Here is an 18,821-nt window from a genome sequence, read left to right as displayed (position 1 = left end):
TTTTTCCTTAAACTTCTAGATTCAGAATCACAAGGGAAATCAGGCGTTGGTAGACGCCCCAAGGACGATCGCTATTTTTCTTGCTATGTAAATATGCGATGCGATCGCTTAACTCCCAAGCTTCGCTTTTTTTTAAATTAAACAGCCTCGGCAAATATGTCTAATTTTATACTTGATTTATATAAAGCTCATTTGGTTTAGTTAATATAAGCACTCCATATCAACCAATATCGACACGGATATGAACATAACCCGTTGGAAGGAATGAAAGAGAAATCTTGGTGATTGTCTCGATTCAACTTAGCCGAACCTCGTAAATTGGTGTTTGCGTAGCGTGTCCTAAAGGACAAGGTATTGATAAAGTTAATTATATTTTTGACTTTAATTGAAAAATAAGTAAGTATTAACAGTGATATTCAAAGGCTATGAAAGTCGAAAATGAAACGTCCAAATCGCCTTGCTTGGATGGGAGCGATCGCACTGGCTGCGATCGTTTTACTTAGTTTGTTCGCGGCTCCCAATAATACTAAAATTAACGCTGGCTCTACCTATAACCGTAACTCTGATGGCTATGGTGCTTGGTATGCTTTTATGCAACAACAGGGAATTTCTATCAAGCGTTGGCAAAAGCCTTTTAGTGATATTCAGCCAGAGAACAGCCCAATTACTTTGCTACAGGTAGGCGGCTATCCCAGAGAAACGACACTGGATAGTCAAGAGCGGGAATGGGTAGAGAAAGGGAATACTTTGGTAATTTTGGGTGCAAAGGCGCGGGTTACAGAAGCGGAGTTTAGCACTATGCAAAAATCTCCTGAAGGTGATATTAAAATTGATACACGTAGACGATATAAAAAAGCTAACTCTAAGCAAGTTAATTTAGGCGATCGCTTTGGTGCTGTTGTCTGGAAAGAAAATTACAAAAAAGGAAAGGTGATTTTTTCTACCACTCCTTATTTAGCTGCCAACGCCTATCAAGATTATTTAAGTAATTTCAAGTATTTAGCTAGTTTGGTTACTGAAAAAAGTAACACAGTCTTTGTCGATGAATACATCCACGGCTATAAAGATGCCGATATCAGGAAGAAAGAAAGCGAAGGAGATTTATCTAGCTTTTTTGCCAAAACTCCTTTACTTCCAATCTTGATACAAGTAGGTATCCTGCTATTAGTGCTAGTTTGGGCGCAGAATCGCCGCTTTGGCAAGCCAGTAGCTTTAGATACACCAGTTGTAGATAATAGCGAAGCATACATCCAAGCTTTAGCCGGAGTGTTGCAGAAAGCTGATACCACCGACTTTGTTGTTGAGATGGTGGGTAAACAAGAACAACTAGAACTCCAAAAAGTCTTGGGATTAGGGCAAGTACTTTTAGAACGTCAAGCCTTGATCGATTTCTGGATAGAAAAAACAGGTGCAAGTGCAGCCGAACTAGATGCAGTTTTAAAGCTACAATCTCGCAAACAACCCATCAGCGAACGAGACCTGTTAAGCTGGTTGGGAAAATGGCGAAGCATTAGACTAATTCGTAATTCGTAATTCGTAATTCGTAATTATTTTTTTGGAATTGTACTCTGCGTTGGTTATTTATCAATAAAAAATATGAGTGAAACACATCCTATTTTAATTCGTCTTGGTCAAGGTCTTAATCAAGTAATTGTCGGACAATCTAGCTTAATACAGCAACTCTTAGTAGCGCTGCTAGCGGGTGGGCACGTAATTTTAGAAGGAGTACCGGGAACTGGGAAAACTCTACTAGTAAAAGTGTTGGCGCAGTTAATTCAAGGGGAATTTCGCCGGATTCAATTAACACCAGATGTTTTACCTTCAGATATTACTGGTACTAATATTTTTGACTTGAATAGCCGCAATTTCACATTGAAAAAAGGGCCAATATTTACTGAAGTATTACTAGCAGACGAAATCAACCGGACTCCGCCCAAGACACAAGCGGCGCTGCTAGAAGCAATGGAAGAGATGCAGGTAACACTAGATGGTGAAAGTTTGCCTTTACCAGATTTATTTTGGGTAATTGCAACCCAAAATCCCCTAGAATTTGAGGGTACTTATCCTTTACCAGAGGCCCAGTTAGACAGATTTTTATTTAAGCTGATGGTAGATTACCCCGATCAAGCTGCTGAAAAGCAAATGTTACTCAATCGTCAGGCGGGTTTTGCAGCACGACGTTTAGATATTAGCCGTTTGAAACCAATCGCAACAGTAGCCGATATTTTAGAAGCACGACAAGCAGTCAAAGAAGTTAAAGTATCAGAAGCGATCGTTGATTATTTGTTGGCGTTGGTGAGAACATCGCGTCAATATCCCGATTTAACTTTGGGTGCATCACCCCGCGCTACCGGTGCTTGGTTGCAGACATCTCAAGCTTTAGCGTGGTTAGCGGGAAGGGATTTTGTAACGCCAGATCATGTAAAAGCAGTTGCATCACCGTTGCTACGTCATCGTCTCATATTGAAACCAGAAGCGATGCTGGATGGTTTACAAATGGATGCGGTAATTGCGTCGGTAATTAATCAAGTACCAGTTCCAAGGTAAAAAAATTAAACCTCTGACGTAAATCCCCCTTCTCCCAAAATTGGGAGAAGCGAAGTTGTTTCACCAAGACATAGCGATCGCCATCACAACATTACTGATAAAATATCCAAGATGCGAGAACTTTACCCAGCGATCGAGCCTTACTTAGAAGGTAGTTTACAAGTTTCCGACCTTCATACTATCCATTTTGAAGAGTCAGGAAACCCCCAAGGTCAACCCATCGTTTTGCTGCATGGGGGCCCTGGTGGCGGATGTCCAGCTTTTTATCGGCAATATTTCCACCCAGAAAAATGGCGGTTAGTGATGTTTGATCAGCGCGGTTGTGGTCAAAGTACGCCCCATGCCGAATTACGAGAAAACACCACTTGGGATTTAGTTAGTGATATCGAAAAACTGCGCCAACATTTAGGTATAGATAAGTGGGCGGTTTTCGGTGGTAGTTGGGGTAGCACTTTATCACTAGCTTACAGTCAAACCCATCCCTCTCGATGCACAGGATTAATTCTGCGTGGCATCTTCATGCTGAGACAAAAAGAGTTGCGCTGGTTTTATCAAGAGGGTGCTAGTTATATTTTTCCTGATGCTTGGGAAGAATATCTCAAACCAATTCCCATAGATGAACGTGACGATTTAATCGCAGCATATTACAAACGCTTGACCAATCCAGATTTAGAAATTCAATTAACAGCAGCGCGTGCTTGGTCAATTTGGGAAGCTAGTACTAGTAGACTTTTCTTCGATCCAGAACTGATGCAAAAGTTTGGTGAGAGTGAATTTGCTTCAGCTTTTGCTCGGATTGAATGCCATTACTTTATGAATAAGGGATTTTTGGAAACAGAAGATCAATTACTCTTAAATGTAGACCGCATCCGCCATATTCCGGCTGTAATTGTTCAGGGACGCTATGATGTAGTCTGCCCAATGATATCAGCTTGGGAATTACATCGCGCTTGGCCGGAAGCCGAATTTATAGTGGTTCCTGATGCCGGACATTCGATGAGTGAACCAGGAATTGTTAGTGCTTTGATTGAAGCAACAGATAATATTTAATTTGTATCAGAGAATTCAAAAAAATGAAATTACCAAAAAATAGTAAAAATAATTATTATTTGGAGGGGAAGTACAGCCATTAACTGCTACTTCCTCTCCAAATTGTAGTAGATTCAATTTATATTTAAATTTTTGGGTATTTGGAATCAAAATGCTCAAATCGCCTGGGGTTTCTACTCAAGCTTTAGTAATTGCTGGATTTTTATGATCTGGCTTTCTGCTTACGGCTAAGTACCTTGCTTGTTCCTAGCACAGTACCAAGTGCCAACACAGCTAGCCCCATTCTAGATTCAGGAATAACAGTGCTGTCTTCAGTGAAAGCCAAAAAGCCAGCCCCATTTAACCCACCCCGACCGGCAGGGATAAAGGTGTCAATAAAAGCTCCTGTCTTACCGTCGTAACGCAATATATTGTTACTATTTAAACCACTAACGTAGAGGTTACCGTCGGTACCAAAGATTGGCTTTACAGGGCCGTTAAGTCCGCCACTGCCAGATGGGACAAAAGTGTCGATAAAAGCTCCTGTCTTACCGTTATAGCGCAAGATATTATTAGTCCGAAAATTAGCGATGTAGAGATTGCCGTCTGGCCCAAAGCTCAAGCCATCAGGTTCCGACCCTTTTTCCTCTGTAGCAAAAGTATCGATAAAAGCTCCTGTTTGCCCGTTGTACCTTAAAACACTATCAGTCAGACTACTACTGACGTAAAGGTTCCCGTCTGAACCAAAGCTCAAACCAAAAGGTGCAGTGAGTCCGCCGCTACCTGAGGGGACAAAGGCATTGATAAATGCTCCTGTTTGCCCATTGTAGCGTAGAACACTATTACTAGTGCGGCTGTTAATACTGTTAACGTAGAGGTTGCTGTCAGGTCCAAAAACCAAGTCTTCAGGTGAATCTAGTCCGCCACTACCTGAAGGAACGAAGGTACTAATGAAATTCCCTGTTTTTCCGTCGTAACGTTGGATGCTACCGCTCAAAATACTACTAACATAGAGATTTTTATCGGGTCCAATAGTTAAACCAGTTGATCCCTTTAGTCCGCCACTACCTGAAGGAACGAAGTCATCAATGAATTCTCCTGTTTTTTCGTCGTAGCGCAGAACGGAGTTATTATAATAACTCCCGACTAAAAGCGCTGCATTAGCTCTTGGCGCTATCCATCCGATCAAGGCAAAGCCGACCACTGGGAGACTGATCTGACAAAAATTGAAAAATCTCATAATTTTTTTAGCTCAAACAATCATACTTACTAAGTACAGTTAATCATATATTCGTAGAATTTCTGTTACTAACTCAAGTTGCTAGTTATGTAAATGGGCGATTTGAATGAATACTTAGCTTCGGGGACGGGGATGTAAAATCAAACTCACGACAAGGCAATCTTTAGCAGGATGCGAAGGTATTTTGCAGTACCTACTTTGTTTGATGGTAATCTTGCAAACAGTATCGCGACAATCGATATTAAATTGGTCTTTGCTCCAGGAAACTAAATAAAATAAAGTTCGACTCAAAAGCTGATAAAACTAGCTTATGCAAGACTCTAAACAAGAAATAAATGCCAGAGCTTCTATAGATTTAGAACAGCGAAGGAATTGGTATTCTCCCGTAGCTGATATTTATTACAACGCCAGACCACAATATCCAAAGCAACTGATTGAGCGGTCTGTCGTTTTAGCCCAACTTGACTCAGATGCATCGATTCTTGAAGTCGGTTGTGGTCCAGGAAATGCGACAGTAGCTTTTGCTCAATTTGGTTTTTCAATGACGTGTATTGAGCCAAACCAAGATTTTTGTCGTTTGGCACAACGCAACTGTGCAACCTATCCAAACGTTGCAATCCACAACACCTCATTTGAGGAGTGGGAACTAAAAGCAAAACAGTTCAATGCCGTTCTATCTGCTAATGCCTTTCACTGGATACCGTCAGAAATTCGCTATGCCAAGGCAGCAACGGCATTACGCGACAACGGCTTTCTCATCCTACTATGGAATCTCAGACCTGAACTGAAATATGAAGTTTACCAAGCGATCGAGCAAGTGTATCAAGTTTATGCTCCCTCACTTGTCCGCTATGAAGGTGCAGAAATTCAAGCGGAAATTTTGAGAGGGTTTGAACAAGACATTCTAGACTCTGGTTATTTTAAGAAATTAGTGACTGAGCAAATCGCGTGTGAGGTGACGTACAGCATCGATGACTTCTTTAAGCTATTAAGTACCATGAGCAGACTGGAGCCAAAGGCGAAGGAGTTGCTATTTGTACAATTGCGGGAAAAGCTGAGGAACTTTGGAGATAGTGTAAACCTCTCATTTCTTTCTGCTGTTCATGTTGCCCAAAAAGATGGATAAGCTGTTGAATTCGTTATGTAATGATGCAGCAGAACAAGTCATTGGAGCGGACGTGCATAACCCTTGTAAATTTGGAAACTTATACTGTATATGAAGCATCAGTGTAAGTAGTTCACTACAAAAAAAGAAGATATGCGAATTCTAATTGTGGAAAGCAGTATGTTGTTGCTCCTAACTGCAATGACAACTGGCTGTGTCGGTTCTTCCTCTGTTACAAAACAACCGCAAGCTTTGCCAGCAAGCACTGAACAGCCGACGAAAGAAGCTGTGTTGAGTTCAACACCTGCACCGATTGCAAAACCTATAGAGCATTCTACCCCTGAAGCCACTACTGCCACAAATCCGACGCGCTGTGAAACTAGCCAATTATCAGTGCGCCGAATTTCCGAAGATGCTGGCGTTGGGAATGTTGCACTTACTTACGCCTTCACCAATAACGGCTCATCTCCTTGCACCCTCTACGGTTATCCGGGATTGGGACTACTGGATGCAAAAGATCAACCTTTACAGGGGATTAAAGTTATTCGCTCCAAGGATACTTACTTTTCGAGTAAGCAACCTCGACAACAAGTAACTCTGGCTCCTGGAAAACAAGCCTCATTTCAAATAGCTTACAACCACATTAGTTCCCCAGATCAAAATTGCCCAATGTCTAGTAAAATTCAAATCACACCTCCAAATGCTTACGAGCACTTTACCCTTACAGAACAAATCAAGCCTTGTACAGGTAAAGTTAGAGTGACTCCAGTACGAGCCGTTAACACTCAACCCTAGTAAATTTCTGTAATTTACTCAAATACCCAGAAAAAGCATAAATTTAATCAAAGCCTCTGATAAGTTCAGGATTGTACTCATCAAAAAGGTTAAAAAATTTTATGGAAGGAATTGATGTTGCCGATCAAGATGGCAGAGTAGATTGGACGGCAGTAAAAAACTCTGGTAAAACTTTTGCATTTGCCAAAGCCACAGAAGGAGTAAGCATCAAAGATTCTGCTTTTGCTCATCACTGGCAAACCATGAAAGCTGTTGGTCTGATTCGCGGTGCTTATCATTTTTTTCACCCTCATACATCTGACCCGGTTCAGCAAGCAAAAGAATTCTTAAAAACGCTCGGCAAATTAGAACCAGGAGACTTACCACCAGTTCTGGATGTAGAAGTAACTGACAAAGGAAGTAGCCAAGCTGTAATTAATGGAGCGAAGTTATGGTTAGCAGAGGTGGAAAAAGCCCTTTTGCAACAAACAAAAAAACCAATCAAACCAATTATTTATACCTTCCCCAGTTTTTGGGAACAACTTGGGAATCCATCTGATTTTGCTAGTTATCCGTTATGGATTGCCCACTATGGAACTAGGAACCCAACTATTCCTGGTGCTTGGCAAGGACAATACTTAATCCATCAATATGAAGGTGATATATCTGGTGTAACTGGTGTTAGTGGTCGAGCCGATTTGAATAGATTTAATGGATTGCAGCTAGGAGATTCTGGGCTAAGAGTAAAACAATTACAACAGCAATTAAAAGATATTGGATTATATACTGATGCCATCGATGGGCGTTTTTCTGAGTCAGTTAAGAATGCAATTGTTAGTTTTCAAACATCTAAAAAATTGCAAGCTGATGGAATTGTCGGTATAAAAACTTGGATAGCTTTGCTATGGATTTAAGTAAGTAAGTGTGAATAAACAAAGGTTTGTGGTCAACGGCTCAAACCTTTAATTAATTTTATATTGTATAAGATAGTTTGATTTATTGTGGTTGTTATTTAACATCGTAATGAACAAAATTGAGATTCGACCTGGAAAAAACCTTTAAGGATTCGTTTGAGTGAATTAAACTTAACCCGCCTGATAGCTTTATTCACTTCTACCCACTGTCGTTTTCTTTTACTTGCTTCTGGATAATCTTCACTCAGCATATCAACTGATAATAAATACATCTTGACGCAATAAATTTTGCCTTGTTTGCGGTACTTGTAAGTTCCCAGTTCATTTGCATCTATTTGCCCAATTATCCCTGCTTCTTCCCACGCCTCTTTGGCTGCGGAATCAGGTGGACTCATACCATTAGGAATATCTCCTTTGGGAATCACCCAGTGTTGAAAGTCACGAGTTGTAATTAGCAAGATTTCAACTTTACCATTGTTCACTCTGTAAGGAATTACCCCAGACTGTATAAACACTTTACTGGCTTTTCGACTCATGTAATTTCCATCCTGTACGTCCTAGCTTTTTTGTACAATGTTTACTTCAGAAATTCTAGAGCTGATACCGGATAAATTTTGGTTAATCTTAAGTTATGAAAAGGTTAAAAACAGATTCTTACTTATAAGAGTTAATTATCGAAATGGAATTTAGGAGTCAGGAGCCAATATTCAGAATGAATTTTGTGCAACTAACGGATAGCGTAAGGGTAGCAAGCTATTTATTCAAAAAATTTCTAGCATCAGTGTTTGAGCGGGTGATGATGGTTTTAATGCCGCAGTTACACTATTATTAGACTAGTTTTATCTTGAGGAGTCTGACTTTTATTCGTCAGTTGTATCCATATATATAAAGTTATCGCGAATCTGGCAGCACTTTTGTTCAACTAACTGTAATAACTGTTCCCAAACTCTCGTTAGCTAATCTATCTACTGCACACACGGCATAAGTTCCGGCTTGTTGGACGGTAGCGAATGTTGTACCAGCAGATAAAATTCGTTGAATTGTCCAAGTATCGCCACTCAGCCGATAAAGTGTCCAGGAACGAACTGGCTGATTATCTCCAGGCTGCCAACTCAGTTTGCGGTTATTGACTTGTAGTCCAATGGGTGGAGATGGTGGTGTTGTATCCTGCCAAGGCAAAGTCGGTGGTAAGGCAGGTTTGTTATACAGCAGACTTTGAAATTTATCAGCAATGCCCTGACTATTTTCTGTCAAAACACTGAGATTAAAGAAGATATTCCCCAGTGACAATCGTCCAGCTTGGCTACGACTAATTTTTACCTGCTTTTCAATCTCATCACTCTCGCGACTCTTGTTGCTTGGTTCTGTCAAATTGTTACCAGCATAAACGTGTCTTTGCTTTGTGTTTACCTGTGTCCACCACTGTAGCAACGCTGGATAACTTTGTTGTGGTTGGTCTGTGCGCCAGTAAAGTTGAGGAGCGATATAATCAATCCAGCCTTCTTCTAACCATTTTTTGGAGTCAGCATACAGCACGTTGTAAGCATCCAATCCGGTAATACCAGCAGGTTGGCCGGGGCGATAAATCCCAAAAGGACTAATACCAAATTTTACGTCGGGTTTGGCTGTTTTAATTCCCTGCCAGAGGCGCTGTACCATTTTGTTAACATTGTCTCGTCGCCAATCGTTAAGGCTGAGTGTGCCACCAGCTGCTTTATATGCAGCGTAGGTTTTATCATCGGGGAAAGACTGTCCCTCAATGGGATATGGATAGAAATAATCATCTAAGTGAATGCCATCAACATCGTAGCGCTTGACTACATCGAGAATTACGTTATACGCTCTATCCTGAACTATTTTTAGTCCTGGGTCCATCCAGCGTTGTGTTTTCCACAAATAAACGCTTTCTGGATTAGTAGCTGCGATGTGGGGACGGACTGTTTTAGCTGGGTCGGTGGAAGTGCTAGCACGGTAGGGGTTAAACCAAGCATGGAGTTCAATATTGTGCTTGTGACATTCTGCGATCGCAAAGGCTAAAGGATCGTAAAATGGTTCTGGTGCTTTCCCCTGAGTTCCTGTAATCCAAGCACTCCAAGGCTCTAATCGAGATTCATACAAAGCGTCTCCCTCCGGTCGCACCTGGAAAATCAGAGCATTGAAGTTTAGCGCTTGTAATTTAGTAATAATCTCGGTAAGTTCTGCTTTTTGTTGAGCAACAGTAAGTCCCGGTTTGGAAGGCCAATCACCATTCCACACAGATACTACCCATGCTCCCCGGAATTCCCGGCTATGATTTACCCTAACGCTGCCGATAGGTGTGGGCGTTGGAGTTGGTGTTGGAGTTGGAATTGGAGTTGGAATTGGAGTTGGAGTTGGAGTTGGAGTTGGAGTTGGAATTGGCGTTGGAGTTGGAGTTGGTGTTGGTGTTGGTGTTGGCGTTAATATTGGCGGCTGTACTAAGTAACTAGAAGCAATTTTTTCTGCCTGACCTAAATACACTAAGGCTTGATAAATAATCACTGCCACATCTGCACGAGTAGCAGCGAGATTAGGATTGAGTAATTTAATATTTGGGAAACTAACCACCAATCCAGCGCTGGTGGCAATAGCTACATGATTTCTACCATATTCAGGAATTTGTACAGAATCCTGATAAATCTGTGAGAGTTTTGAGAGCAGGTCAGGTTTAACCTTGGTAGCAATTTCTAAGCCTGCTACCAAGGAAACTAAGACTTCTACCCTAGTAATTCGGTTAGCAGAACGGAAAGTTTTATCAGGGAATCCGCTAATAAATGCTTTTTCGTAAGCTGTTTTGATGGCTGCTGCTGCCCAATAATTCGTGGGTACATCAACAAAGGAAACATACTGCCGCTTCTTGGAAACTGTCCCAAATGCGTTAGCGATAATAGCGGCAAATTCAGCACGGGTAAGTGAATTATCGGGGCGATAAGTGCCATTAGGCAACCCACTGACAATACCGCGTTGGGCTAAGGCTGTAATAAATGAGCGTGCCCAATGGTTTTGAATATCCGAGAATGGAGTAGCAATAGATACCATTGTTAATTGCAGCTAGCTGGCCTTGATTTTGATTTCCTTTGTTAATTTAGCAATTTTGTTGGCGTAGGCATAGCCAGCCGTAGGCATCGCTGCTGCAATGTCGTCTTGTAAACTTTGACTACTTAAGTTTGGGAATGGGGCATTGGGCATTGGGTATGGAGAAGAGACAAGGTAGACAAGGAAGAGGGGGTAGATAAGGGAGAGACTTGTTCAATAATTCCGGGTTGTCCCCTTGTCTCCTTGTCTCCTTGTCCCCTTGTCCCCTTGTCTCCTCTGCTCCTCTGCTCCCCCACTCCCCACTCCCACTCCTATCTACTAAGTAGGATTTGCAGCTTCATTAGTAGGATTCGAGGTAGAACGCGCATTCAACGCCAGCATCACGCGTGAAATACCAGTGAAAATAATGCTGACACCAACTAGTGTACCCAGAAGCCAAGGTGCGTTGAAGGGCCACTGGAACCAAATCATTGCGCCTAAAACCAGCGTAATAATCCCATCACCGAGTACCCACGTCCAGTTTTCTTGCGGACGTAACCGGAATGCCAAAATTAACTCGAATGTACCTTCAGCCAGTAAAAAGCTACCAAGCAACAGAGTTAGTGTGAGTACACCTGTAAAAGGATAAACAAACAGCATAATGCCTGTTGCAATATAAAGCCCGCTCAATAGAAGTTTCCAAATAAAACCTCCTTGGTGGCGGGTTTGAGTGGCATAAACTAGTTTTGTAAATCCGGCAAAAATCAAAATCGCTGCAATCCAAGTTTCGGCGAATAAGGTGGTGAAATTAGGTGCTGCGATCGCAATAACCCCTAAAATACTCAACAGAACACCTGTTATCAGTGACCCATTCAGATTTTTGTTAGTATTTTTAGAAACATCGGTTGTCATAAAAATCCCTTTCCTATTTTTAGACTAAACTCTACATTTAGGTTAGGGAATTTTTAATTAACACAGTATGAACCCTAAGACAGACTCATCAGTATTAACTTCATTGCGATCGTGACGAAAATTTACGACTATTGAGATACTAAATCAATCGACTTCTTGCAGAAGTTGGGGAAAGGGATAGAATTAACATTCCCCTTTAACCTTTCCCCCTTTCCCCACAAGAGTACAAAAGGTACAAATGCCAAGAGGTCTAATTATTAGATCGCAACTGCATTGTCTCTAAGTTACCCTATAAGAGTTCTGCAAGACTGCTAAGGCGTTCATAAACAGAAATAAGACGATCTCCTTCAAGTTCAACAGAAGTATTTGGATAATTCTGAATGGCTCCAAGTAATGTCACTTCACCATTTTGTTGAATAGATGTACTTAAAGCGCTTCGCAATGCTTGCTGGTCTAATTGTCCTGCGGGAGGATGAACTACCTCACCAATTTGGTTAACTAAAATTGGCCCTGCCCAACTAGCTAGTAAGCTATTTAAAAAAGCAGCATCAGCTTTTATTGGGGCTTTCAATGCCTTACGAGCTACTGCGGGGTCTTGTTGCGCCGCTTCTAAATAAGCTCTTAATGTTGGGGTAGTCTTGCCAGTTTCTGTAAACTGACTTAATTCTTCAACAGATACTTGCCCCTGAAAAGTACCATACTTTAAAACAACTTGCTCGGCAGCATTAGCATTAGTAGTTGAGAATAGAACAATAGCACCTACACCTAGAGCTACTGTCTGAGTAAGTAACTGAGTAAATTTCTTATTATTTAATTGATTGAAAAGTTGCGAAATCTGCATTTTGTTAAACTTGATAATGGTTTGGAGCAGACATAAGCAAAAAATGCCTATGTCTTAAGATTAAACTTTGTCATTAGGCAAAGCTGTATGAGGTAGTATTGATTGATCTTCGTCTAAAGTTGGTGCAGGTACGCCCAAATGCTTCCTTGCAGTTTCTTCAGCAAGCTTTCGGTCTTGTTCGTTCTCGAACTGGCTCTCATCTAACAAATGAGGATTTTTTGCTGCTTCGTCTCGGCTTGGCCGATAACCATTTTTCCACCTGTACTTCCAGTCCATAATTTAAAAGGCAAATATACTGCAATTTTATTTCCTAGTTGTTTATAGTAGACGCTCAATAGAAAGTGATACTCCTACTATGGGTTGAAGAGGCTCATTCAGAAGGTATAAATTTAACCTACTAGAGTAAGAATACTTGTCTGCGTAAATTTTAATACTTTAATAAGTAAATAACAAGTCATCAGTAGCGATCGCAAATGTAATAATAACGATTGTCACGAGATGCGATCGCTATTGCTGTGTCATCCGATCAAATTTTACAGTTGCAGAATATCTAAGCGTCGGTGTACTCTTCTCTATGGGACGCGAAGGGCGAACCGGAAACAAGCTATGTACAGCCGTGATTTTTAATCTTTAAGTATATTTACTGGTTGCTTTATCAAAAAGCCTAATTGCTTTCTCAAAATACTAAAATACTTTCTCAAAATACTGAAATGCTTTCTCAAAAGGCTTAAATGCTTTCTCAAAACACTTGAATGCTTTCTCGTTTCGGTATTTTCAGCAAGCAAAAAGCTTAAATGCTTTCTCAAAAGGCTTAAATGCTTTCTCATTTTGGTATTTTCCGCAAGCAAAAGGCTTAAATGCTTTCTCAAACACCAGTTTAGTTACTCATTTCAGTGTTTTCCACAAGCCAAAGGCCATTTGACTTTTTCAAACGGATCTATGCCTTGTTTCCTATTCCTTACCCATGCAAGTAAATTCTCCGAATCAAACCGGATTCCTATATGTCTGCTAATTTATGACTCGATCGCCTAAAGTTACAGAGGCACTTTGAATTTAGTGCAAAATTTATCAAATTTATGTCTAAAGAAATAAGTACAAAACTAACCTGACTATACCTAAAAATTGTCTATGCATAGAATAGTCACTCTCAACAAATATCTCTATAGATATAACTAAAAAAGCTACTTTTATTATAATTACACCTTTAGGCTCACGTAATTTAAACTAAAAAGGTTAATACTAAAAAATAACATTATCAAAATTAAATCTGGTTGCAATTAAAAATTGCAGCCTAGACAACTAATAGATAAATAAAGAAAAAAGTACAAACAATGGCAACTTCTACTGACCGCAAGCAACAGATTCAAAAACTGCGTGAACTCATCAAAGATATTGATTATGGTATGTTTACTACAGTCGATGATGATGGCAGCTTGCATAGTTACCCCATGTCAAAGAGTGGTGAGATTAACTCTGATAGCATACTCTGGTTCTTTACTTATTCTGATTCCCATAAGGTGACTGAAATTGAACACCACGAGCAAGTCAATATTAGTTTCTCTTCACCCGAACAGCAGCGATACGTTTCGATCTCAGGTACAGCACAACTTGTAAAAGAGCGCAACAAAATGCGAGAGCTATGGAAGCCGGAACTTCAAACCTGGTTTCCTAAAGGACTAGACGAACCTGGTATTGCTTTGCTGAAGGTAAATATTAACCAGGTTAATTATTGGGATAGTGTATCGAGTTTCAAGCCCCAAACAATTAGTTTTTTGACAACATCACGTCTTTAATTAATAATTCGTAATTCGTAATTCGTAGTTAAGAATTCAATGACGAATTATTTAAGACTTGTAATTATTGGACGAAATTGTGGCAATTGTTGGGGGTATTGAGTGACTGAAAGCACTGCCTAAAAATTCAGCGATCGCCTGCCTGCGGCTGGCTTTTAACTAATGCAAGCAGTGTGCGTGCGATCGCTGTCACCAATATGCTGCTGATGAAGGTTTTAAACTCTTCAAAACTTCTAAAGTTTGATACTAATGAAGGCAGAAACAAACATGGTTTTCCACCCTAAAGCAAAGGACAACTATGAGACTGGGGAAATAAAATTTATGCCTTACAAACAAATTACAGACTTACCAAATGCAGTCAAAGAAAACTTACCCAAACACGCCCAAGAAATTTTCCGGGCTACATTTAACAGCGCTCAAGAACAATATGGTGGAGAAGAACGTGCCTTTCGAGTCGCTTGGAGTGCGGTAAAACGCGATTACGAAAAAGGCGATGATGGGCATTGGCACAAAAAACCAGAATAGAATTCAATACGGTTCGATAAGGTTTTCTTACAGCCAGTGCTTGGGATAAGTCCTCTCTTGTGCCAGATTATTAAAAACCACAGCACAAAGCACCAAAATAATAGAACCTTGTAAAGCAGGTGTTAATAGAAATTGCCAAGGAGCTTTTGTCATCATCACAACTAAGGCAACTGCTCCTGAAGGTGGGTGTAGAGTTCCAGTCAGCTGCATCATCCCAATGGCAGTAGCAACAGCCATTCCCATTGTCCAAGGTGATGAACCGAAAAGATGTAAAATAATTAGGCTGACTAAGGCAGCTACGAGATTACCACCAATCACATTACGGGGTTGAGCCAAAGGACTGTCTGGTACGCCAAATATCAATACACTGGTAGCACCAAACGGAGCCATAAGCAGAGGAGAATGTGTTTTCGCAGACAGGTAAGCCGTTGCTGCGATTGCTAAGAAACTACCAAGCCAACTCCAAAAAATATGTTTGTGATGAGGTTTATCTATAGGACAGGTTAGAGGACATGACCGCCAGGTTCCACTTATCTTAAACCAGTAATTATTCAATTTCAAGTGAAGATTTTTGTAATTAAATAATCTTAAATAAGCATAATTAGTTCGCTTTTTTGGGAAATTTTCTTTCATAAACTCCACAATAATAAATAAGCATCAACTTAGAAAATATCAGTGGTGAAATTATACTGTAGCTAGTTATCAATACCGAAATAAACAAACACATCTATCTCAAGTTTGTTAGCAAAAATAGTATCTTCAATCGGTTTATACATTAAAGATAACAATGCACACAGTAGTACTTTCCAGATTGTAAATAAGGCATCGACTAGATTATCTATTCAAGACATTAAGAGCAACATTTACATAGACCTATTAACGCTAAATTAACAAGTCCAATAGAATATTGCTTAATGTCATGATTTTATAACATTCTACCATTAAAGGATCTTGGAAATTTTTTAATAAAGCGTATATTACGTAGAAAAAAAACTATTCCACCTATAATAATTACTTATGATTTGCCTGAATTTGTTCCATCTAAACCTCCAAGGTACTCCAATTGGCGGTGATAGGGGATAGGAGGGCTGCCAATCGTGAGGTTCAATGCCCCCGATTGGCAGATCCCGCTAAGAGTGCTTGCAATTAGCGGTGAGAGTTGTCACATTAAAGAAGATATTGTTACTAACTTCAAGGTGCTAGCAGATTTGCTAATAATAGTTTTAGAGCTAATTATTTAACGTGAGTTCGACAAGCCCTTTTTTGACCTCTCCCCCAACCCCTACGGTGTACACACAACTCAAATTACCCCCCTTAATCCCCCCTTCTAAAGGGGGGAAACCGGAAATTTTGTTCCCTCCCCAATACATACGGGGAGGGTTAGGGTGGGGTAAAACCGAGATTTATCAACTACTTGAGACTTGTGTATACATCGTAGCCCTGTGGGAGAGGGAGGTTGTCCGGGAGAGATTCATCGAACTCACGTTTATTTAAAAGGTTGATTGCAGTCTTTGCTCAAACCAGTCCCTCAGATGTAATAACAACTCGCCTGACGTTAGATGCAATACGGTTCGGTTAAAGGGGAAAGGGTAAAGGGGAAAGGGGAATAAAAAACCGTTTAAACGCAGAGTGTTTTGGAAGCAATGTTGTATTTAGGAAGTATCAGATGTCACACAAACAATTGATTTATTGCTGGCAAAAATGGTTACTTCCCATCTTGATGCCTGCCATTGTGCAAATAGTGGTTCTAACATTAGGGGTGTTGAGCATTTTGGGAAGCACTGCTCCGATGAGTTATGCTCAAGCTGTTTTTAGCAGTAGTCACATCCAGGAGCAACAGACACCATCAAAATCAACGGTGCTAAATGCTACTGTATATCGCAGTCCCGATTGTAACTGTTGTGGCGGGTGGATTGAACACTTAAAGACACAGGGTTTTAAAATCACAGATTTTTCTACGCCTGACATCGAAACAGTCAAACAAAAGTACAACGTGCCGGATAACTTGTCATCTTGCCACACGGCAATTGTTAATGGATATGTTATTGAAGGACACGTCCCAGCAGACGACATCAAACGTCTGCTTCAAGAAAAGCCAAATGTTATTGGTTTATCTGTTCCGCAAATGCCTGTAGGCACTCCTGGGATGGAAATGGGGAATCGAAAAGACCCGTTTTCTGTGCTTTCTTTCGATCGCAATAACTCAGTTGCAGTATTCAATAAGTATCCTGGTGAGTCCTGAGTGAATAAAAAGGGTCTTTTAACTCGGAACTCAGCACTCTTTATTTAGAACCAGTTTTGATCGACTGCGACAAATGATTTAACCATCTCCTCAACCAGAAAGTAGATGGTGCGCTTGCAACATTTTGAGAAAGAAACTCAATGGCATGGTTACAATCTTGCAGGCTGGCATCAAGTCCCATTGCGCGATAAATTTCACGAGCATTACAAAAGGCATCCATCGCTTCTGATTCTCGATTGATTTTTTCTAACACCAAACCCAAATTAAACCAGGCATTTGCTTCTTCATTTGGGTCATTAAGATCGCTTCCGATCTTTAATGAATGCTGATAAAACTCCAACGCCCTTTGGTACTTTCCTAAAGCCTTATAAGCACTGCCCAATCCACTCAAAGCCATGCCTTCAGCATTGCGATCGCTGATGAATTTCGCCAGCCCTAACCATTGTTGGTAAAATTCAATTGCTAGTTGGTAAGATCCCAACGATTCATAAATGTTGCCCAAACTTCCCAGGCAAATACATTCCCCAGTCCAATCGCCTATTTTCTTGGTTATACTCAACCATTGTTGGTAAAAATCTATCGCTTGCTCGTACTTACCCAGGTATTCATAAGTATTACCCAAGCTTCCCAAGCAAATGCCTTCCCCAGTGCGATCGCCTATTTTCCTGGTAATACTCAACCACTGGTGATAAAATTCAATCGCTCGCTGATATTTGCCCAGTGATTGGTAAGCGTTACCCAACCCAGATAAAGATTTGGCTTCTTCTAAGCGATCGCCTATTTCTTTAGCTATATCTAACCACTGTTGATAAAACTCAATTGCTAGGTGGTACTCGCCTAGCGACTGGTAAGCATTGCCCAAACTTGCTAAAGAAATGACTTCCCGATTGCGATCGCCTGTTTGTCTGGCTTTTTCTAAGCACCGCTCTTCATACTCAATGGACTCAATATTATTTAGTCCCCCGGATCTTATTACTTCTGTCATTCTCTATAGAAATTTTTGATCGATAAGCTGTCGATTATACAATTTTCTGTGGCTTTAGCACAGGATAAGTGCAACTTATGTCAAAATTGAGAAATTATTTTTCAATATCAAGCTTTCTTATATACTTTTCATACACAGCGATCGCTATGTATAAAAGGCTTTTATTTATCCTTAGTAACAAGCATACAAATATACCATACTGAAAAACTTAGCTTTCTCAAAAGATATAATAAAAACCAAATTAATCAGCAGCAGCATAATCTGGCAATACGTTGAGTTCTAAATTAACAGCACTTAAATAATTTTGATCGTTTAAAACTTGTGATGGTAATTTATTTGCATTCACAGCAGCTTTAACCAAATCTTTCGCAAGAATATTTCTATTCAAAGTTTTAAGTACTAGCGCTTCTCCGCTAGGAATCCCGTGTTGTTGCAGACCTCCTTGATAAGCAAAATTAACTAGATTCAAAGGCTGGAGGTAATTAGCAGAAGTCGAGTTCGTGGATAAATTATTAGAGTTAACAGCTATTGTTTCACTGTTGTTAGTAGTAGCTGTTTGAGCGCCAGCAATTCCAGGTACAAGAGTAAGAGAAGCAAAAATCAGTGCAGAATTTATTAAGGTAGCAAGTTTCATAAGTTATATTTAGGTAAAATGCGATCGGTGTTTCTTAGTAATAGAGTCCTCTTTATTATTAATCTCAACTTCCTTCAGTCAGGTCATCTGATCGGTTGATATATGACTCACCCAAAAGGGTGAGCTAATTGGGTGATACAAACAGCAATAGAGACTCAACTGAGTCTAGACACAACAAGGATGGTTGAAATTTTCAAGTACTTAACTGAGGCGAGTTGAACATTTATGCAATTTTTTAGGTGACTCA

At 40.3% G+C, this 18,821-nt stretch carries 21 protein-coding genes; 9 read left to right on the top strand and 12 right to left on the bottom strand.

What is annotated here, in order from left to right; all coding sequences use genetic code 11:
- Positions 1-7: 7 nt before the first annotated feature.
- A complete protein-coding gene (locus tag RMY64_RS13520; protein WP_322691460.1) occupies positions 8-154 on the bottom strand; it encodes a hypothetical protein in 147 nt (48 codons plus the stop codon).
- Between the two features lie 284 nt (positions 155-438).
- On the opposite strand from RMY64_RS13520, the gene RMY64_RS13515 reads away from it, so the two are divergent.
- From RMY64_RS13515 to pip, 3 genes are all read left to right on the top strand, one after another.
- Positions 439-1,533 carry a DUF4350 domain-containing protein gene (locus RMY64_RS13515; protein ID WP_322700272.1) on the top strand — a complete coding sequence of 365 codons (1,095 nt, stop codon included), beginning with the start codon at positions 439-441 and terminating at the stop codon, positions 1,531-1,533.
- Between the two features lie 63 nt (positions 1,534-1,596).
- Positions 1,597-2,547: a MoxR family ATPase gene (locus RMY64_RS13510; protein WP_322671430.1), complete on the top strand. Its 951-nt coding sequence runs from the start codon at positions 1,597-1,599 to the stop codon at positions 2,545-2,547.
- Positions 2,548-2,658: 111 nt separating this feature from the next.
- Positions 2,659-3,597, top strand: coding sequence for a prolyl aminopeptidase (pip, locus tag RMY64_RS13505; protein ID WP_322671431.1), 939 nt, complete (start codon positions 2,659-2,661; stop codon positions 3,595-3,597).
- A gap of 202 nt (positions 3,598-3,799) precedes the next feature.
- On the opposite strand, the gene RMY64_RS13500 is transcribed toward pip, so the two are convergent.
- Complete coding sequence (locus RMY64_RS13500) at positions 3,800-4,816, bottom strand: NHL repeat-containing protein (protein WP_322700271.1); 1,017 nt, start codon at positions 4,814-4,816, stop codon at positions 3,800-3,802.
- A 310-nt stretch (positions 4,817-5,126) separates the two neighbouring features.
- Between RMY64_RS13500 and RMY64_RS13495 the strand changes: the two genes are divergently transcribed.
- The 3 genes from RMY64_RS13495 to RMY64_RS13485 all read left to right on the top strand — a co-directional run bounded on the left by RMY64_RS13495 (position 5,127) and on the right by RMY64_RS13485 (position 7,609).
- On the top strand, positions 5,127-5,942 hold the full coding sequence (locus tag RMY64_RS13495; RefSeq protein ID WP_322671432.1) for a class I SAM-dependent methyltransferase: 816 nt from the start codon (positions 5,127-5,129) through the stop codon (positions 5,940-5,942).
- Between the two features lie 132 nt (positions 5,943-6,074).
- Positions 6,075-6,716 carry a DUF4232 domain-containing protein gene (locus RMY64_RS13490; protein WP_322671433.1) on the top strand — a complete coding sequence of 214 codons (642 nt, stop codon included), beginning with the start codon at positions 6,075-6,077 and terminating at the stop codon, positions 6,714-6,716.
- 101 nt (positions 6,717-6,817) lie between these two features.
- On the top strand, positions 6,818-7,609 hold the full coding sequence (locus tag RMY64_RS13485; protein ID WP_322671434.1) for a GH25 family lysozyme: 792 nt from the start codon (positions 6,818-6,820) through the stop codon (positions 7,607-7,609).
- Between the two features lie 98 nt (positions 7,610-7,707).
- On the opposite strand, the gene RMY64_RS13480 is transcribed toward RMY64_RS13485, so the two are convergent.
- The 6 genes from RMY64_RS13480 to RMY64_RS13455 form a co-directional block, all read right to left on the bottom strand.
- Positions 7,708-8,145 carry an NUDIX hydrolase gene (locus RMY64_RS13480; RefSeq protein ID WP_322671435.1) on the bottom strand — a complete coding sequence of 146 codons (438 nt, stop codon included), beginning with the start codon at positions 8,143-8,145 and terminating at the stop codon, positions 7,708-7,710.
- Between the two features lie 382 nt (positions 8,146-8,527).
- The gene (locus RMY64_RS13475) at positions 8,528-10,666 is read right to left on the bottom strand and encodes a glycoside hydrolase family 10 protein (protein ID WP_322671436.1); all 2,139 of its coding nucleotides are present in this window, start codon (positions 10,664-10,666) and stop codon (positions 8,528-8,530) included.
- 12 nt (positions 10,667-10,678) lie between these two features.
- Entirely contained in the window at positions 10,679-10,816 is a 138-nt protein-coding gene (locus RMY64_RS13470) for a hypothetical protein (protein WP_322671437.1), read from the bottom strand.
- 165 nt (positions 10,817-10,981) lie between these two features.
- Positions 10,982-11,554 carry an HdeD family acid-resistance protein gene (locus RMY64_RS13465; RefSeq protein ID WP_322671438.1) on the bottom strand — a complete coding sequence of 191 codons (573 nt, stop codon included), beginning with the start codon at positions 11,552-11,554 and terminating at the stop codon, positions 10,982-10,984.
- Positions 11,555-11,843: 289 nt separating this feature from the next.
- The gene (locus RMY64_RS13460) at positions 11,844-12,395 is read right to left on the bottom strand and encodes an alpha/beta hydrolase (RefSeq protein ID WP_322700270.1); all 552 of its coding nucleotides are present in this window, start codon (positions 12,393-12,395) and stop codon (positions 11,844-11,846) included.
- 60 nt (positions 12,396-12,455) lie between these two features.
- A complete protein-coding gene (locus RMY64_RS13455) occupies positions 12,456-12,671 on the bottom strand; it encodes a bromodomain-containing protein (RefSeq protein ID WP_322700269.1) in 216 nt (71 codons plus the stop codon).
- 1,055 nt (positions 12,672-13,726) lie between these two features.
- Here RMY64_RS13455 and RMY64_RS13450 point away from each other — a divergent pair.
- On the top strand, positions 13,727-14,188 hold the full coding sequence (locus RMY64_RS13450) for a pyridoxamine 5'-phosphate oxidase family protein (protein WP_322691479.1): 462 nt from the start codon (positions 13,727-13,729) through the stop codon (positions 14,186-14,188).
- Positions 14,189-14,315: 127 nt separating this feature from the next.
- Here the strand turns inward: RMY64_RS13450 and RMY64_RS13445 are convergent, their stop codons facing one another.
- Positions 14,316-14,453, bottom strand: a complete 138-nt coding sequence (locus RMY64_RS13445) for a hypothetical protein (RefSeq protein ID WP_322700268.1) — start codon at positions 14,451-14,453, stop codon at positions 14,316-14,318.
- Between the two features lie 56 nt (positions 14,454-14,509).
- Between RMY64_RS13445 and RMY64_RS13440 the strand changes: the two genes are divergently transcribed.
- On the top strand, positions 14,510-14,713 hold the full coding sequence (locus tag RMY64_RS13440) for a ChaB family protein (RefSeq protein ID WP_322700267.1): 204 nt from the start codon (positions 14,510-14,512) through the stop codon (positions 14,711-14,713).
- 27 nt (positions 14,714-14,740) lie between these two features.
- On the opposite strand, the gene RMY64_RS13435 is transcribed toward RMY64_RS13440, so the two are convergent.
- Complete coding sequence (locus tag RMY64_RS13435) at positions 14,741-15,346, bottom strand: HPP family protein (protein ID WP_322684341.1); 606 nt, start codon at positions 15,344-15,346, stop codon at positions 14,741-14,743.
- A 1,033-nt stretch (positions 15,347-16,379) separates the two neighbouring features.
- Between RMY64_RS13435 and RMY64_RS13430 the strand changes: the two genes are divergently transcribed.
- Positions 16,380-16,955 carry a DUF411 domain-containing protein gene (locus RMY64_RS13430; RefSeq protein ID WP_322671446.1) on the top strand — a complete coding sequence of 192 codons (576 nt, stop codon included), beginning with the start codon at positions 16,380-16,382 and terminating at the stop codon, positions 16,953-16,955.
- A 40-nt stretch (positions 16,956-16,995) separates the two neighbouring features.
- Here RMY64_RS13430 and RMY64_RS13425 read toward each other — a convergent pair whose 3' ends face one another.
- Positions 16,996-17,940, bottom strand: coding sequence for a tetratricopeptide repeat protein (locus RMY64_RS13425; protein WP_322671447.1), 945 nt, complete (start codon positions 17,938-17,940; stop codon positions 16,996-16,998).
- A gap of 241 nt (positions 17,941-18,181) precedes the next feature.
- The gene (locus tag RMY64_RS13420) at positions 18,182-18,574 is read right to left on the bottom strand and encodes a hypothetical protein (RefSeq protein WP_322671448.1); all 393 of its coding nucleotides are present in this window, start codon (positions 18,572-18,574) and stop codon (positions 18,182-18,184) included.
- Positions 18,575-18,821 lie beyond the last annotated feature (247 nt).

It is taken from the genome of Nostoc sp. DedQUE08, assembly GCF_034530895.1.
Classification (GTDB): Bacteria; Cyanobacteriota; Cyanobacteriia; order Cyanobacteriales; family Nostocaceae; genus Nostoc.
Note: the sequence above shows the minus strand (reverse complement) of the source record. Positions and strands in the feature narration are given on the sequence as shown.

Coding starts and splice junctions, on each gene's coding strand:
- RMY64_RS13515 (WP_322700272.1), top strand. CDS start 439: ATGAAACGTCCAAATCGCCTTGCTTGGATGGGAGCGATCGCACTGGCT.
- RMY64_RS13510 (WP_322671430.1), top strand. CDS start 1,597: ATGAGTGAAACACATCCTATTTTAATTCGTCTTGGTCAAGGTCTTAAT.
- pip (WP_322671431.1), top strand. CDS start 2,659: ATGCGAGAACTTTACCCAGCGATCGAGCCTTACTTAGAAGGTAGTTTA.
- RMY64_RS13500 (WP_322700271.1), bottom strand. CDS start 4,816: ATGAGATTTTTCAATTTTTGTCAGATCAGTCTCCCAGTGGTCGGCTTT.
- RMY64_RS13495 (WP_322671432.1), top strand. CDS start 5,127: ATGCAAGACTCTAAACAAGAAATAAATGCCAGAGCTTCTATAGATTTA.
- RMY64_RS13490 (WP_322671433.1), top strand. CDS start 6,075: ATGCGAATTCTAATTGTGGAAAGCAGTATGTTGTTGCTCCTAACTGCA.
- RMY64_RS13485 (WP_322671434.1), top strand. CDS start 6,818: ATGGAAGGAATTGATGTTGCCGATCAAGATGGCAGAGTAGATTGGACG.
- RMY64_RS13480 (WP_322671435.1), bottom strand. CDS start 8,145: ATGAGTCGAAAAGCCAGTAAAGTGTTTATACAGTCTGGGGTAATTCCT.
- RMY64_RS13475 (WP_322671436.1), bottom strand. CDS start 10,666: ATGGTATCTATTGCTACTCCATTCTCGGATATTCAAAACCATTGGGCA.
- RMY64_RS13470 (WP_322671437.1), bottom strand. CDS start 10,816: ATGCCCAATGCCCCATTCCCAAACTTAAGTAGTCAAAGTTTACAAGAC.
- RMY64_RS13465 (WP_322671438.1), bottom strand. CDS start 11,554: ATGACAACCGATGTTTCTAAAAATACTAACAAAAATCTGAATGGGTCA.
- RMY64_RS13460 (WP_322700270.1), bottom strand. CDS start 12,395: ATGCAGATTTCGCAACTTTTCAATCAATTAAATAATAAGAAATTTACT.
- RMY64_RS13455 (WP_322700269.1), bottom strand. CDS start 12,671: ATGGACTGGAAGTACAGGTGGAAAAATGGTTATCGGCCAAGCCGAGAC.
- RMY64_RS13450 (WP_322691479.1), top strand. CDS start 13,727: ATGGCAACTTCTACTGACCGCAAGCAACAGATTCAAAAACTGCGTGAA.
- RMY64_RS13440 (WP_322700267.1), top strand. CDS start 14,510: ATGCCTTACAAACAAATTACAGACTTACCAAATGCAGTCAAAGAAAAC.
- RMY64_RS13435 (WP_322684341.1), bottom strand. CDS start 15,346: ATGAAAGAAAATTTCCCAAAAAAGCGAACTAATTATGCTTATTTAAGA.
- RMY64_RS13430 (WP_322671446.1), top strand. CDS start 16,380: ATGTCACACAAACAATTGATTTATTGCTGGCAAAAATGGTTACTTCCC.
- RMY64_RS13425 (WP_322671447.1), bottom strand. CDS start 17,940: ATGACAGAAGTAATAAGATCCGGGGGACTAAATAATATTGAGTCCATT.
- RMY64_RS13420 (WP_322671448.1), bottom strand. CDS start 18,574: ATGAAACTTGCTACCTTAATAAATTCTGCACTGATTTTTGCTTCTCTT.